Genomic DNA, 15,929 nt, shown 5'->3' with positions numbered 1-15,929 from the left:
GGTTTCGTTGCTACAGGGGGATGTTTCCGTGCTTGCGGGCCGGGACGGGCGCGGTCTTGCCGCGCAGCGCGCGCAGTGCACCGGCGACGGCGAGGCGGGTGTGGGCGGGTTCGATGACGCTGTCGACGTACCCGCGTTCGGCCGCCGGGTACGGGCTGTCCTGGTGCCGGGCGATCAGCTCGCGCTCGCGCGCGGCGCGCTCGGCGCCGGACAGTGCGGCCAGTTCGCGCCGGTGCAGCACCTGCACCGTGCCTTCCGGGCCGACGACGGCGATCCGGGCGGTCGGCCAGGCCAGGTTCACGTCGGCGCCGAGGTGCTTGGAGCCCATGACCGCGTAGCCGCCGCCGTAGGCCTTGCGCACCACCACGGTGACCTTCGGGACGGTCGCCTCGGCATAGGCGTAGATCAGTTTCGCGCCGCGGCGGATGATCCCGCCGCGTTCCTGGTCCAGGCCGGGGAGGTAGCCGGGGACGTCGGCGAAGGTCAGCAGCGGCAGGTTGAACGCGTCGCAGAAGCGGACGAACCTGGCCGCCTTCTCGGAGGCGTCGATGTCGATCGCGCCCGCGCCGACGCGCGGCTGGTTGGCCACGACGCCGACCGACCGGCCGCCGACCCGGGCGAACGCGCAGATCATGTTGGGCGCGAAAGCGCCGTGCACCTGCAGCAGCTCGCCGTCGTCGACCACGCGGGTGAGGACGTCGGTCATGTCGTAGCCCTGGTTCGCCCCGTCCGGCACGATCCGGTTGAGCTCGAGGTCCGACGCGGTCACCTCGGGCGCGGTGTCGTCGTCGTACTCCGGTGCGCTGTCGCGGTTGTTGGCGGGCAGGTAGCCCAGCAGGGTCTTGACCCAGTCGATGGCGTCGGGCTCGTCGGCGGCCAGGTAGTGCGCGTTGCCGGACACCGTGGCGTTGACCCGGGCGCCGCCGAGGTCGTCCAGGGTGATCTCCTCGCCGGTCGCGGCGCGCAGGACGTCCGGGCCGGTGACGACCATCTGGGACAGCTTGTCGACGACGACGGTGAAGTCGGTCAGGGCGGGCGCGTACACCGCGCCGCCCGCGCAGGGGCCGAGGATCAGCGAGATCTGCGGGATCACCCCGGACGCGTTGGTGTGCCGCACGGCCAGTTCGGCGTACCGCGCCAGCGAGGTCACACCTTCCTGGATGCGGGCGCCGCCGCCGTCGTTGATGCCGACGACCGGCACGCCGGTGCGGATGGCGAGGTCCATGACCTTGTTCACCTTCGCCCCGGACGCCTCGCCGAGGCTGCCACCGAAGACGCTGAAATCCTGGGCGTGCACGCAGATCCGGCGTCCGTCGACGGTGGCGTGCCCGGCGACCAGGCCGTCGCCGAAGGGGCCGGAGCCGTGCCGGGCGAACTCGTCGATCTCGACGAACGAGCCGGGGTCGGCCAGCAGGGCTATCCGCTCCCGCGCGGTCAGCTTCCCCTTGGGGTGCTGGCGTTCGGCGGCCCGCTTCTCGGCCAGCCGGACGGCTTCCTCGCGGCGCAGCAGCAGGTCGTCGATGAGTTCTGTGGTCCGGTCAGCCATAGCGCGCCTCCGTCTCGGCCAGGGCGGCGGCGAGCGTGGTCACGCCCGGCGGGTCGATCATGCTGAGGTGGTCGCCGGGCACCCGGACCACCCGCAGGTCCGCGCACAGCTCGTCCCAGCCGAGGGCTTCGTCCTCGCGCAGGTAGCGCGGGTCGAGCGTGGTGGTCAGCGGGTGCGGGTCGGTGGCGCGCAACAGGAGCACCGGCCCGCTGTAGGGGCGCGGGTGGTACCGCTCGGCCACCCGGGCGTCCACATAGGACGTGTACTGGTGGTGCAGGACAGCCTCGCCGATGCCGGGGACCGCGGCGAGCCTGCGCATGACGACGCCGATCTGGGCGTCCTCGTCGAGGCTTTCGAGGTCGTCCGGCAGGTCGAGCGCGACACCGTAGGTGGACTCGACGTGCTCGGCGAACCGGGCGAAGCGGTCGAGCAGCAGCCGGTCCTGGTCGCCGCCCCGCTTGGGCAGGATCGTGTCGATGAGGACGACCTGCTCGACGGTCTCGCCGACCTCGGTCAGCAGGTGGGCGATCTCGTAGGCCAGGCACCCGCCGAACGACCAGCCGCCGAGCCGGTAGGGACCGCGCGGCTGGTTCTGCTTGAGGAGCTCGACGTAGCGGACGGCCTTTCCCTCCACTGTGGACTCTTCGTCGATACGTTCGTATCCGTACACGGGGGAGCCTGGGCGCAGTTCGGCGACGAGCGGGCGGTAGACGCTGGTCGGGCCGCCCGCCGGGTGGAACAGGTGCAGCGGCCTGCCGTCGCCGTCGGCGCGCAGGACGTTGACCACGCCGTCGGTGGCGCCTTCAAGGTCGGCGCGCAGGAGGTCGGCCATCGCGGCGATGGTCGGGCGCTTGAACAGGACCTCGGGCGGCGGCGGATCGGCGATCCGGTTGCGGATCGCCGCATGGACGCGCCGCTGGGCCTGCTTGTCGGTGAGTTCGCGGTGCACACTGCCCGGGTCGCCGCCGAGCGCGTCGGCCCAGGCCAGGGCGAGCCAGCGTTCGCTGGGGTCGCGGGGGCCGATCGAGACCGGGGCGGGGGCGGCATCGGAAGCGGGCAACTCCAACTCGTCGCCGAGGTGGTCGGTGATCACGGCGAGGCTCGCCCCGCGCAGCAGCAGGGAGACCGGCGGGGTGGTGCCGAGGTCACGCTGCATCGCGGCCCGCAGGCGCATCGCCATGAGGGAGTCGAGGCCCAGACCGGTGAGCGGGGCGGAGCGGTCCACTGTGTCCGGTGCGGCGCCGATGAGGGCGGCCAGCACGGCGGCGAGGTGGTCTTGGAGGACGGCACGGGGGTCCGGCCGCTCGCGCAGAGCGGCGATACCGGTCCAGCCATTGGGTTCCACGACGGTGGGAGCCGCGCCGATGAGCCCGGAGAGGAAGGGCCGGCGCGCGAGGTCGGGGAACAACGCGAGCGTTCGCGCGGTATCCAGCCGGGCCACACCGATACCGGACCGGTCATGCGTCAACAACCCAGCCAGGGCCGCAATTCCCTGCGAAGCCTCAAGTTCAGCAAGCGACGCCGCCGCACGAACCCCATCCCGGCCCGAAACGACCCCCGCCGACGCCCCCGCCCTTCCCTGGGGGGCGTCCCTGGTCCAGTCTATCGGCGCCGGGGCGTCGGGGGCAGGGCTGGCGTTGGGCTGTGGATCGTTCGGCGTGATTGTGGACAACTCCGGCGCGGTCCAGGCCCCCCAGTTGATGGTGATCCCAGGGAGGCCCTCGGCTCGGCGTTGGGTTACCAGGGCGTCGAGCCAGCCGTTGGCGGTGGCGTAGGCGGCCTGGCCGGGTGAGCCGACCAGGGCCGCCATGGACGAGAAGGCGACCCACCAGTCCAGGGGCAGGTGCCGGGTCGCCTCGTGCAGCCGCAAGCCGCCGTGGACCTTGGGGCGCCAGACGCGGGCGATGCTCTCGGCGGTGAGGTGGGCGGCGGGGCCGTCGTCGAGGACGCCTGCCGCGTGCACGACTCCGCGCAGCGGTAGGCCGTCGCGGGTGGCGTGGATGACGGCTTGTTCGGCGAAGCCAGGGTCGGCGATGTCGCCGAGGAACACCTCGACGTCCACACCCCGTAGGGCTTCCATGGCCTCGGGACGCGCGGTGCGGCCGCACAACACGATCCTGGTCGCTCCCCCGTCGCCCAGCAGCCGGGCGACCTGGACACCCAACTCGCCGAGGCCGCCGGTCACCAGGTAAGCCCCGTCGCGCACCGGGAGCTTCTCGGCGGTCTCCACCTGAGCCCTGGCCAGCCTCGCCCGCAGCCGCCTGCCGTCGCGCCAGCGGACTTCGTCGTCGTCGCGGTCGGCGTTCAGTTCCGCGGCGACGGCCTCAGCCCCATCAACACTGAGCAGCGTGGCCCGCAGTTCCGGGTGCTCGAAAGCCAGGACCCGGACCAGCCCACGCAGGCAGGCGACACCAGGATCTTCGCCGCTGATGACGATCCACAGCCGGGTCTCACCCGCGTTGGCCGCCGTTCGCGCGGCGGTCAACAGCAGTCGCTCGGCCGCCGCCGGGTCCGCGGCCGGTCCGGCGATCAACACCACACCCGCGCGGCCATCGAGCAGCGCCGGGACCAGAGACGGGTCCGCCGTGATCACGCTGTCGACCAAACCCGCGGCAAGCGCCGGGGATTCCTCGTCGGAGACGATCACCCACGAACGGGGTTGAACGAGAGCCGCGGGCAGCGGGGCCAGGTCCCACCGGCGTTCCAGCGCCAGCTCCGGCCAGCTTCCCGGCGCGCTGCCGAGCGCGGCGGCGCGGACACCGGAGAACTCGACGACGACACCGCCCGCCTCGTCGAGCAGTTGCACCGTCCCGAGCAGCGTTCCGCCGTCCGGGCGGAGGATCGCGACACAGCGCACGCCGGTCGCCGGGTCCCCGACGACCCGGACCCCGCCGATCGAGGTCGGCACATACCGGCCGTGCACCCCGGGCAGCCCAAGGGCGGCGGCCACCAGCGTCTGCAGGCAGGCGTCGGCGAGCGCGGGATGCACGGCGAACCCGCGGTGCCGACCCGCCTCCGCGGGCAGCCGGACCCGCGCGACCGCGTGCCCCGGCGAGGCGACAACGTCGGTCAGCCCAAGGAAAGCGGGCCCGTACTCCTGCCCGCCGGCGGCGAGAGCGGCGTAGACGTCGGTCGGCTCACCCGCGGGCGCCGGCGGCAGCGGTGTCAGCAAAGCGTCATCGCGGCGGGCGGTGGCGGTGGCGTGGGTGACCCAGCCGCCGTCGGAGCGCGCCGACATCGTGATCCGTCCGTCCGGCTCGACGACCGTCGTGAGCTTGGTGTCCGGGCCCGGCACCAGGAACTCGGCGAGCGCGAGGTCGGTGACGGCCGCCAGGTCGGTCCCGAGCGCCTGGCGCGCGGCGGACAGCGCCACCTCGACGAACGCGGTCCCGGGCAGCACGACGACGCCGTACGCGCGGTGGTCGGCGAGCCAGGGCAGCGGGTCCCCGCCGAGGTCTGCCTGCCACACGTGCCTGCCGTCGTCGGGCAGCTCCACGTGGTCGCCGAGCAGCGGATGCCGGTCACCGGGGGCACGGCGGGCACTCACCCAGTGCGGCTCGTGCCGCCAGACCGGCCCGGGCAGGTCGACCACGGGAGGACGCGGGTACCGCGCGGCCAGCACCTTCGGATGTCCGTTGACATGCAGTGTTGCCGCCGCATCGAGCCAGCAGGCTACCCCGGTGTCGCGGCGCAGGCTGGGCACCGCGAGCACGGGCACACCCGCCGCGGCGGCGGTCTGCTCGACGGCGGCGGTCGCGATCGGGTGCGGCGCGATCTCCAGGAAGGCGCGGTGCCCGGCGGCGAGCGCGGCCGCGACGGCCTGGGTGAAGCGCACCGGCCCGCGCAGGTTCGCCGCCCAGTACTCGACGTCGAACGCGGGCGGCTCGTCGGCGACGCTGGAGAAGCAGCGCACCCGTGCTTCGCTCGGCTGGAAGCCGTCCAGCCCGGCGCGGAAGTCGCCAAGGAACGGGTCGACCGCGGCGGAGTGGCCCGCGCCACCGACCTTCAGCGCCCGGGCCATTCGGCCCAGACCGTCCACATAGGAGACAAGGGCGGCGATCGAAGCCGGGTCGCCGGTGACCGTCAGCTGTTCGGGCGAGGCGTGGACGGCGATCCCGACCCCGGGGAACCGGTCGGCCACGGCGGTGAACTCGGCTTCGGACAGCTCCACCGCGGCCATCGCGCCCGCACCGGAGTCGTTGATCCCGGCCAGCAGCGCCGTGCGCGCGACCACGATCCGGAGCCCCTGGGCCAGATCCAGCGCGCCCCCGACCACCGCGGCCGCGACCTCGCCCACCGAGTGGCCGAGGACCGCGGCGGGCACGACCCCGTTGGCCCGCCACAGTTCCGCCAGCGCCACCTGCATGCCGAACAGCGCGGGCGCGGCCACGGTGAACTCGCCGATGCTGCCGCCGGAAAGCGCCTCCCGCAGCGAGAAGCCCGCCTCGGCCCGGAACAGCAGGTCCGCCTGGTCGACCGCGGCGGCGAACGCGGGTTCGGCGAGCAGCGCCGTGCCCATGCCCGGCCACGAGGACCCGAACCCGGAGAACACGAACACCGGCGCCTCCGGGAAGTCCGCCGGCACAGGCGAACCCAGCGCCCGCAACCCGGCCACCAACTCCGCCCGGTCATCGGCGACGACGGCCGCGCGCGAGGCGAGGTGGTCTCGCCGCACCGCCAAGGTCCCGGCGACGTCGGCCACCGCGATCCCCTGCCCGGCGGGCGACTCCAGCCAGTCGGCCAGACGTTCCGCGCGGGCACGCACCCCGTCCGCGGTGGGCGCGGACAAGGCAACCACCTCCGGCCGCGTGCTCTCCGCGACGGCCCCGGCGGGTGCCGCGGGCCATTCCTCAAGGACGACATGGGCGTTGCTGCCGCCGAACCCGAAAGCCGACACCCCCGCGGTCGCCAGTCCGCTGTAGCGCGGCCACTCGCCCGCGCTCGCGGCCACCCGCAGACCCAGCGCGTCGAAGTCGATGTGCGGGTTGGGCGAGCGGTAGTGCAGCGTCGGGGGGATGCGGCCGTGCACCAGCGACAGCACGACCTTGATCAGGCCGACGATCCCGGCCGCGCCCTCCAAATGGCCCAGGTTGGTCTTCACCGAGCCGACCAGCAGCGGCCGCTCCTCGGCGCGGCCCGCGCCGAGGACCGCGCCCAGCGCCCCGGCCTCGATCGGGTCCCCGAGCAGGGTCCCGGTGCCGTGCGCCTCCACGTAGTCCACAGTGGACGGATCGACGTCGGCGGCCGGGTACGCCTGGGCGAGCAGCGCGTGCTGCGCGGCCGGGCTCGGCGCCATCAGCCCGTTGGAGCGGCCGTCGGAGTTGGTGGCACTGCCGCGGATCACCGCGAGCACCCGGTCCCCCGCCTTGCGCGCGTCGGTGAGCCTGCGCAGCACGACCACACCGCAGCCCTCGCCGCGGACGATGCCGTCGGCGGCGGCGTCGAACGCCTTGCACCGGCCGTCAGGCGCGAGCACCCCCGCCCGGTCGAAGGTCGCGGTGATCCCCGGGGTGAGCAGCACGTTGACCCCGCCGACCACGGCGAGGTCGGCGTCGCCGTGGCGCAGCCCCTGCACCGCCTGGTGCACCGCGACCAGCGACGACGAGCACGCCGTGTCGGTCACCAGGCTCGGGCCGCGCAGGTCGAGCAGGTACGACAGCCGGTTCGCCACGATCGATGCGGCGGCCCCGGTGCCCGACCACGCGTCGACGGCGGTGTGGTCGGCCATGGTCATCGTGCCGTACTCGGCCGCCGACACTCCCATGTAGACACCCGTGCGGCTGCCGCGCAGCGTGCCGGGCGCGATCCCGGCGTGCTCCAGCGCCGCCCACGCCACCTCCAGCACGATCCGCTGCTGCGGGTCCATGACGGCGGCCTCACGCGGGCTGATCCCGAAGAACGCCGCGTCGAATCCCGCCACGTCGTCGAGGTAGCCGCCCGCGGCGGGAACGTCGTCGGCGCCGTCGGGCCAGCGCCCGTGCGGGCGCGTGCCGACGGCGTCGCGTCCGGTTGCCAGCAGGTCCCAGAACTCGGCGGGCGAGTCCACTCCCCCGGGCAGCCTGCAGCCGAGGCCGACGACCGCGATCGGCTCACCCGGCGCGATGCTCGGCGCCGCGATCACCGGCGCCACGCCTTCGGTTGCCGCCGCCGCGAGCGCGGCGATGGTCGGGTGCTCGTAGCCGAAGGTGGACGGCAGCACCCGCCCGACCCGCTCACCGAGCTCGGCGACCAGTCCCACGGTGTCGCGTGAGGACAGTCCGTACTCCTGCAGAGGCCGGTCCGGGTCGATGGCCGATGCCGCGACACCGGTGGCGTCGGCGACCCGGCTGACCAGCCAGGCCACCAGCTCCCGGGCGCTCATACCGCCTCGGTCAGGATGTCGGCGAGGTAGCGGGTGCGGCACGCGCTGCGCGAGATCTTGCCGCTGGTGGTGCGCGGCAAGGCCTCCGGCTCGACCAGCCGGACCTCGCGCAGGGCCAAGCCGTGGGCGCGCGAGACCGCGGCGCGGACGGCCGCGGCGACCTCGTCCGGGTCGACGCCGTTCACCGCCTTGGCCCGTTCGGCCAGTACGACGGCGCTCTCCCCGTCGGAGCCCGCCACCGAGAAGGCCACGACGTTGCGCGGGCGGATCGCGCCGTGCGCGGACTCCGCGGTGCGCTCGACGTCCTGCGGGTAGTGGTTGCGGCCGTCGACGACGATGAGGTCCTTGATGCGGCCGGTCACGAACAGCTCGCCGTCGCACCACACGCCCAGGTCGCCCGTCGCCAGCCAGGTCCCGTCGATGCCGGGCACGGTGTTGCCGAAGGTGCGCCGCGACTCCTCGGGCCTGCCCCAGTAGCCCTGGCCGACGTTCGGCCCGGCCACCCAGATCTCGCCGACCTCACCGGAGGGACGCGGGACGCCAGTGTCCGGGTCGACCACGAACACCCGCTGGCCGATCGACTGTCCACAAGAGACCAGCCGGACCGCGTCAGGGTGGTTCGCCGACACCTCCACCGCGTGGCCGGCGGCGAGTTCGGCCCGGTCCAGCCCGCGGATCAGCCCTCCGCGGCCCGCGGAGACGAAGACGGTGGCCTCGGCGAGCCCGAAGGACGGGCTGTACGCGTCCGGCTTGAGCCCGCATTCGGCGAACGCGGCGTGGAAGCGCTCGATCACGCCCGCCTGCACGGGTTCGCTGCCGTCGATCAGCGCCAGCACAGTGTCGAGCCGCAGCCGCGCCTTCTCCCAGTCCGACACGCGTGCGACGCAGTAGCCGTAGGCGGAGCTCGGGGCGGCGGTGATCGCGCCGGGGTTGGCCGAGAGCGCCCGCAGCCAGCGCTCGGGCTTCTCCAGGAACGCCATCGGGTCCATCAGAACCGCGCGCATCCCGCTGGTGAGCGGCGCGGCGATAGACAGGACGAGACCCATGTCGTGGAACAGCGGCAGCCAGCTCACCGACACCGAGTCCTGGCGCACCCCATAGGCCGCGCACGCCTGGCGCGCGTTGGCGACCACGTTGGCGTGGGTGATCATCACGCCGCGCGGGTCGCCGGTCGAGCCCGAGGTGTACTGCAGGTAGGCGATCGCGTCCTGGGCGGGCGGGTTCGGCGCGAAACCGGCGCCGAACGTCGCGGGCAGCTTGTCGACCGAGACGATCTGGCCGACCGCCAAACCATGGGTACGCAGGAAGTCCTCGACCTCGACCGCGGTGTCCTGAGTGGTCAGGACGGTCTTCGCGGCGCAGTCGCGCAGCACCGACGCGAGCCGCTCACCGTGTCCGGGCAGGCCCGGCGGGAACAGCGGCACGGCGACCATGCCCGCGCGCAGGGCGCCGAGGAACGCGGCGTGGTAGTCCGGTGTCTGTCCGATCAGGACCGCCACGGTGCCGCCGGGGCCAACCCGGCCGCCCAGCCACGACGCCACGGCGTCGACCCGCTCGTCGAGTTCGCGCCACGACCACTTCGTCAGGACGCCGCGCGGGTTCACCCGGTAGTCGAGGTGACTCACCGCCGGGTCGTCGGGACACCGCCGCGCCCACCCCGCGAGCAGCCCCGGGAGGTCCTCGGCGGTGGTCTCGCCGTCGCCGAAAGAAGTGGAATTCATCTGCACCGTCCTCACCCGTGGGGCGACTGTGACACCAGGCGATAAGAGGCGGCTTTCAATCCCCGCCGGGAGAAATGCTCGCCGCGCCAAGTTAAGCCCGTGTGTCATTTCAGGTCAACCGAGCGCTTATTCGGTCACCGTTTTTGTCAGCGGTCCGAGAAGTCCGCCGGTTTACCGTGTGAATTCGACAAAGTCGGACCGCGAGTCCGGCCAGCCGCCAGCTGCAGCACCGCGGCGGCGATGAGCGCGTCGGTGTACCCGGCCGCGAAGGCGTCCACCGGCCCGCCCATGAGGACCGCCACGGCGGCCACCCCGAGCGCGCCTGCGAACTCCCTGGTGGAGCTGAGCAGGCCGGACGCGGCCCCGGTCTGGTCGTCGCCCGCCATGTCCAACGCGAGCGTCGTGAGCGGCACGGTGAACGCCGAGCCGATGCCGACCAGGACCAGCCCGGGCAGGCGCGGCCACACCAGCGGCACGTGGTTGACCGCCGCGACCATGATCAGCCCGGCCGCGACCAGGACCAGTCCACTCGCGACCGTGGCGCCTGGCCCCAGGGCGGCAAGCACCCGTGGTACCCACGGTGCCGTCACGATCAGCGCGATCGCCACCGCGACCAGCGGCAGGGCCGCGTCCGCCGGGCCGAGGCCCAGGATTTGCCGGTGCGCCAGCGGCGTCACGACACACACCCCGGTGACACCGAGCCCCCACAGCAGTTGCACGACGAGCGCGGTCCGAAAGACCGGCAGCCCGAGAAGGGCGGGCGGCAGGAGCGGGGCCGCGCTCGCACGTTCCCGGAACGCGACGAGGGCCGCGACCAGCACCGCGGCGATGGTGAGGGCCGACGCCGCCGAGCCGCCCTCGGCGAAAACGAGCAGGGCGGCGGTGAGCAACAGCATCGTCAGCGCGGCGAGGCCCGCGCCGAGCGCGTCCGTGCGCCGTGCCCGGGTCGGACCGGCGGGCGGCAACACCGCCAGGCAGCAGGCCACGACCGGCAGCGCGCCCCAGAACACCCAGCTCCAGTGCGCGTACTGCGCCACCACACCGCCCAGCGCGGGTCCGGCGGCGAGCGCCAGGGCGAGCGCGACAGTCCACAGCGCCGCCGCCCGCGGCCGATCTTCGGGCGCGAGCCGGGTGCGCAGCAAGCTGAGGGTGGCGGGCACGAGCAGCGCCGCCGCGAGACCCTGCGTGACCCGCCCCGCCAACAGCGGTTCCACACCGCGCGACGCACCCGCGACAACCGTGCCCGCGCCGAAGGCCAGCAGGCCCGCGCGCAGAACCACGCGCTCCCCGAGCCGGTCGACGACCGCGCCCGCGGCGAGCAGCAGCGCGGCGAACGGAAGCAGATAGGCGACCGTGATCCCCTGCGTCGCGGTCACCCCGAGCCCCAGGTCGGCCGCGATCGACGGTGCCGCCGCGGCCACCACCGTGTTATCCGCGGCGGCGAGAAACGCTATCAGCGCGACCGTGGCATGCACCCTGCTCATCCAGACCTCCGCGCGAAAGCCGGGAAATGGCACAGGGGGTACATGGCGCGGACGTTAACTTCCTTAGCCTCGCGATGTCGACGGCCAGATAAATTCCTTGCGGGCCCGCGCGAAGTTTCCCGGAATTCATTGTCACGGTGGTGCTAAATGTTCAGCCGAGGTGAACGGCGGCCACACCATGGGACGGCACTGACCGGAGCGCCGACCTTTGCTACGTTCGGCCCAGTCGTCGGTGAGGATGAGGTCGCGTGAACAAGCTCGTCGGAGCCGGTCTGGACCGGAAAAGCCACACCCCGCTGTGGTCCCAGCTGCACGCGGACCTCCTGCGCCGCGTCGACCTGGGCGAGTTCGACGACGCCTTCCCCGGTGAGCTCGCCCTGGCCGCCGAGTACGAGGTCAGCCGCAACACCGTCCGCGAGGCCTTGCGGCGGCTGCGCGCCGACGGTGTCGTCGTCGCCGGCCGCGGGCAGCAGCCCCGGATCGGCAAGGCCACCGGGATCACCCAGCCCCTCGGCGCCCTCTACAGCCTCTTCGCGTCGGTCCGCGCCTCCGGCATGGACCAGCGCAGCACCGTGCGCATCCTCGACGTCCGCGCGGACGCGCTTGTCGCGGTGCGCCTCGGGTTGGAGGAGTCGACGCCGCTGCTCTACCTGGAACGGCTGCGCCTCGCCGGTGGCGAACCCCTCGCGGTGGACCGGGTCTGGCTCCCCTATTCGGTGGCCGCCGCGCTGCGCACGGTCGACTTCACCCACACGTCGCTCTACCGCGAACTCGACACCAGGTGCGGGGTCCGGTTGACCGGCGGGCAGGAGCGCATCAGGGCGGTCGTGCCGACACCGGCCGAACAGCGCCTGCTGGAGATCCCGCCGGGCGTGGCGGCCCTCGCCATCGACCGCACCGGCACCGCGGACGGACACCCGGTCGAATGGCGGCACACCCTGGTGCGCGGCGACCGGTTCAGCGTGGTGGCCGACTTCTCGGCCCGCTCCGGCTACCAGCTGCTCGACGTCCGAACCGGGAGAGCCTGACCTACCAGCTCGCGGGCACCGCTTCGACGCACAACCCGTAGGACGAGTCGATCACCGTCGGGAAGTACGGAGCGGCCACGCTCGGGCAGGCACACGGCGTGCCCGGGGACTGGTGGTAGCGCAGCCACAGCGGCGGCGCGGGAACCACGGGCGTGAGACCTCCCCTGAACCCCCCGACCGCGGAATGCGGTTCCGGTTCAGGCGAGGCCCCGGGCCGGCACCCCGGTGATCCCATCGAAAACACCCTTCCCGCACGGGCAAGACCAGCCTGCGAGGCGACCGGGCGGGGGCATCGCCGTCGCGTCGTCCGCGGGCCGAACTCGTCCGCGCGCACCACTTGCGAATCGGTCGACTGTGCAGAAAGGGACAGACACGGACCCCGCCAACCTCGGGCGTAAGGCGGGCAATACAGCGGGGTCCGTGGCTGCTACGGGCCGGATTCCCACCGGGCCCGAGTTCTTAGGCACGCTATTGCGTTGTGCTTTGGTGGTCGCCCGGGAGCGGTTGGTTTGCGCGCCCAGTCGCCCCGGGCGACCGAGGACAACGTTATTCGCGGGCCCGGACCCGAGCATCGGGGAAAACCCTAGGGCGCCCAAACAGCTGGTGAAGAGGCTCTGACCTGGCTCAATCCCGTTCCACCAAGTGCCCCACGACATCCGGCCCGGGGTGTGCGTGACCGGACCCGTCGCGGCGCGCGTCGGCCTCCGGCAACTCGACCGCGACACCCGTTTGACTCGACCCCGCGGGCCGCGGCCCGACCCACGCCAGGGCCAGCTCGGTCTCGCCCTTGAGGAAGCGGTGTGACCGCACACCCCCGGTGGCCCGGCCTTTCGGCGGGTAGACGTCAAACGGGGTCACCTTGACGCTCTGACCGGTCGAGGTGACCAGCTGCGGGGCGCCGTGTTCGGGATCGTCGGTGCGGACCGCGCAGAAGAAGACGGCCGAGGCGCCCCCGGCCAGGTTGATGCCCGCCATGCCGCCGCCCTTGAGGCCCTGCGGCCGCACCAGCGAAGCCGCGTAGCGCAGCAGCGACGAGTCGGAGGAGACGAAGACCAGGCTCTCGGAGCCGTCGGTGAGCCAGGTCGCGCCCACGAGCTCGTCGCCGTCCTTGAGGCTGATCACCTCGAACTCGTCGGACCGCACCGGCCATTCCGGCGAGCAGACCTTGACCACGCCTTGGCGGGTGCCGATCGCCAGCCCCGGGGACTCGCCTGCCTCGCCCTCGTCGAGCGGGGCGATGCCGATGACCCGCTCGCCCTTCTCCAGCGACACCAGCTCACTCGCCGCCATGCCACCGCTGAGCGAGACCGTGCCGCTCTGTTCGGGCAGCACCGGCAGCGGCAGCACGTCGGTCTTGACCGCGCGGCCCCGGTTCGTGATCAGCAGGACCTGGCCGCGGGCGGTCGAGTGGACCACCGCGGCGACCGCGTCGTGCTTGACCCGGCCCTTGCGCCTACGCGCCTCGGAAGCCTCCTCCGACTCGGCGGCGGTGCGGGCCACCAGGCCGGTGGCGGAGAGGATCACCTGGCACGGGTCGTCGGTGACCTCCAGCGGCCCGGCGGGCTTGGACGCGGCCAGGACCTCCTTGAGGTCGCCGTCGATCAGCGCGGTCCGGCGCTCCTCGGCGAGATCCTTGGCGACCGCGGCGAGTTCGGTGGAGACGACCTTCCGGAGCATGGCTTCGTCGTCGAGGATCTTCGACAGCTCGGCGATCTCGGCCCGCAGCTTGTCCTGTTCGGACTCGAGCTCCAGCTTGTCGTAGCGGGTCAGGCGACGAAGCGGGGTGTCGAGGATGTAGGTGGCCTGGATGTCGGAGAGCTTGAACTTGTCCATCAGGCCGGTTTTCGCCGCCGAGGCGTCGTCGCTGCCGCGAATCAGCTTGATCACCGCGTCGATGTTGAGCAGCGCGATCAACAGGCCGTCGACCAGGTGCAGCCGCTCCTCGCGCTTGCGGCGGCGGTAGCTGGTGCGGCGGGTGACGACCTCGTAGCGGTGGCGCAGGAACACGTCCAGCAGCGCCTTGAGCCCGAGGGTCTGCGGCTGGCCGTCGACGAGCACCAAGTTGTTGATACCGAAGGACTGTTCCATGGGGGTGAGCCGGTAAAGATCAGCCAACAGCGCCTGCGGATTGACCCCGACCTTGCACTCGACCACCAGCCGCGTCCCGTTCTCGCGGTCGGTGAGGTCCTTGACGTCGGCGATCCCGGTGAGGCGCTTGGACTTGGTGACCTCGTCGGTGATCTTCTCGATGATCTTCTCCGAGCCCACCTGGTAGGGCAGCTCGGTGATCGTGATGGCCTGACGGCCACGACTGCCTTCCAGCGGCCCGATCTCCACCTTCGCGCGCATCCGCACGACGCCACGGCCGGTCTCGTAGGCCTTGCGCACCTCGTCGAGCCCGAACAGCATGCCGCCGGTGGGCAGGTCGGGTCCGGGAATGAACTCCATGAGCTTGTCGAGGGAGGCATCCGGATGGTTGACCAGCCAGCGCGCGGCGGCGACGACCTCGCCGAGGTTGTGCGGGATCATGTTGGTGGCCATGCCGACCGCGATGCCGGAAGTGCCGTTCACCAACAGGTTCGGGAAGGCGGCGGGCAGAACCGTCGGCTCCTGCAGGGAACCGTCGTAGTTCGGCCGGAAGTCCACAGTGTCCTCGCCGAGCTCCCCGACGAGAAGCATTGCGGCAGCGGACATTCGGGCTTCTGTGTATCGGCTCGCGGCCGGTCCATCGTCTGGGCTACCAAAGTTTCCATGCCCGTCGACGAGTGGGGTGTTCAGCGAGAAGTCCTGCGCCATGCGGACCATGGCGTCGTAGATCGCCATGTCGCCGTGCGGATGGTATTTGCCCATCGCGTCCCCGACGACGCGGGAGGACTTCACGTAGGCGTGGGTCGGGCGGTAGCCCTGTTCGCTCATCGAGAACAGGATGCGGCGGTGGACCGGCTTGAGGCCGTCGCGCGCGTCGGGCAACGCTCGGGAGTGGATGACCGAGTACGCGTACTCCAGGTAGGAGTCCTCGATCTCGACCTTCACCGGGTTGTCGAAGACCTGGGCTCCCGCCCGGTCGAACGCTGCGGGGTCGATCTTCGTCGAAGTGCCCTTGCGGCGTGCCATTGCTCAGTGCTCTCTTTCGTGCGGACTGCTCAAGTCACATGTCGATGGCGGACTGGTCGACCCGCGCGGCCGACTCGACGAGCCAGTTGCGTCGGGGTTCGACCTTCTCGCCCATCAGCAGTTCGAGGGCGGCCTCTGCGGCTTCGGCGTCGTCGAGGGTGATGCGGCGGACGGAGCGGGTGGCCGGGTTCATCGTGGTGTCCCACAGTTCGTCGGCGTCCATCTCGCCGAGGCCCTTGAAGCGCGGCACCGGGGTGACGATCGACTTCCCCGCCTTCTCCAGCCGCGCGAAGGTGGTCTCCATCTCGCGCTGGCTGAAGGTGAAGTGGGTCTCCGGGTTGCGGCCCTTGGTGGTGATCTTGTGCAGCGGCGGCATGGCGGCGTAGAGCCTGCCGTCCTCGATGACCGGGCGCATGTACTTGGCGAACAGGGTGATCAGCAGGGTCCGGATGTGCGACCCGTCGACGTCGGCGTCGGCCATCAGGATGACCCGGCCGTAGCGCATGGTGGACAGGTCGAAGGTGCGTCCGGTTCCGGCGCCGAGGACCTGCACGATGGAGGCGATCTCGACGTTGCGCAGGGTGTCGGCCAGGCTGGCCTTCTGCACGTTGAGAATCTTGCCCCGCAAGGGAAGCAACGCCTGATACTCCGACACCCGGGCCATTCGCGCGCTGT

At 72.2% G+C, this 15,929-nt stretch carries 7 protein-coding genes and 1 pseudogene; 1 reads left to right on the top strand and 7 read right to left on the bottom strand.

From position 1 onward, the window contains the following. Positions 1 to 10 precede the first annotated feature (10 nt). The 4 genes from ACUZ2Y_RS02505 to ACUZ2Y_RS02490 all read right to left on the bottom strand — a co-directional run bounded on the left by ACUZ2Y_RS02505 (position 11) and on the right by ACUZ2Y_RS02490 (position 11,112). The gene (locus ACUZ2Y_RS02505; protein WP_476326480.1) at positions 11 to 1,546 is read right to left on the bottom strand and encodes an acyl-CoA carboxylase subunit beta; all 1,536 of its coding nucleotides are present in this window, start codon (positions 1,544 to 1,546) and stop codon (positions 11 to 13) included. After that, positions 1,539 to 7,907, bottom strand: a complete 6,369-nt coding sequence (locus tag ACUZ2Y_RS02500; protein WP_476326479.1) for an SDR family NAD(P)-dependent oxidoreductase — start codon at positions 7,905 to 7,907, stop codon at positions 1,539 to 1,541. The genes ACUZ2Y_RS02505 and ACUZ2Y_RS02500 overlap by 8 nt, the downstream gene beginning before the upstream one ends. Beyond that, entirely contained in the window at positions 7,904 to 9,628 is a 1,725-nt protein-coding gene (locus ACUZ2Y_RS02495) for a fatty acyl-AMP ligase (RefSeq protein ID WP_476326478.1), read from the bottom strand. The genes ACUZ2Y_RS02500 and ACUZ2Y_RS02495 overlap by 4 nt, the downstream gene beginning before the upstream one ends. Before the next feature lie 146 nt (positions 9,629 to 9,774). Then, complete coding sequence (locus ACUZ2Y_RS02490; RefSeq protein WP_476326477.1) at positions 9,775 to 11,112, bottom strand: MFS transporter; 1,338 nt, start codon at positions 11,110 to 11,112, stop codon at positions 9,775 to 9,777. 248 nt (positions 11,113 to 11,360) lie between these two features. On the opposite strand from ACUZ2Y_RS02490, the gene ACUZ2Y_RS02485 reads away from it, so the two are divergent. Next, on the top strand, positions 11,361 to 12,140 hold the full coding sequence (locus tag ACUZ2Y_RS02485; RefSeq protein WP_476326476.1) for a GntR family transcriptional regulator: 780 nt from the start codon (positions 11,361 to 11,363) through the stop codon (positions 12,138 to 12,140). Position 12,141: 1 nt separating this feature from the next. Here the strand turns inward: ACUZ2Y_RS02485 and ACUZ2Y_RS02480 are convergent, their stop codons facing one another. From ACUZ2Y_RS02480 to ACUZ2Y_RS02470, 3 genes and pseudogenes are all read right to left on the bottom strand, one after another. Beyond that, a complete protein-coding gene (locus ACUZ2Y_RS02480) occupies positions 12,142 to 12,288 on the bottom strand; it encodes a hypothetical protein (RefSeq protein WP_476326475.1) in 147 nt (48 codons plus the stop codon). A 476-nt stretch (positions 12,289 to 12,764) separates the two neighbouring features. After that, positions 12,765 to 15,254, bottom strand: a complete 2,490-nt coding sequence (locus tag ACUZ2Y_RS02475; protein WP_476326474.1) for a DNA gyrase/topoisomerase IV subunit A — start codon at positions 15,252 to 15,254, stop codon at positions 12,765 to 12,767. A 34-nt stretch (positions 15,255 to 15,288) separates the two neighbouring features. After that, positions 15,289 to 15,927: pseudogene (locus ACUZ2Y_RS02470) on the bottom strand (toprim domain-containing protein); the annotation flags it as partial. Between the last annotated feature and the right edge of the window lie 2 nt (positions 15,928 to 15,929).

It is taken from the genome of Actinokineospora sp. UV203, assembly GCF_056323665.1.
The sequence above is the reverse complement of the archived record's forward strand: the minus strand, read 5'-3'. Positions and strand labels throughout refer to the sequence as shown.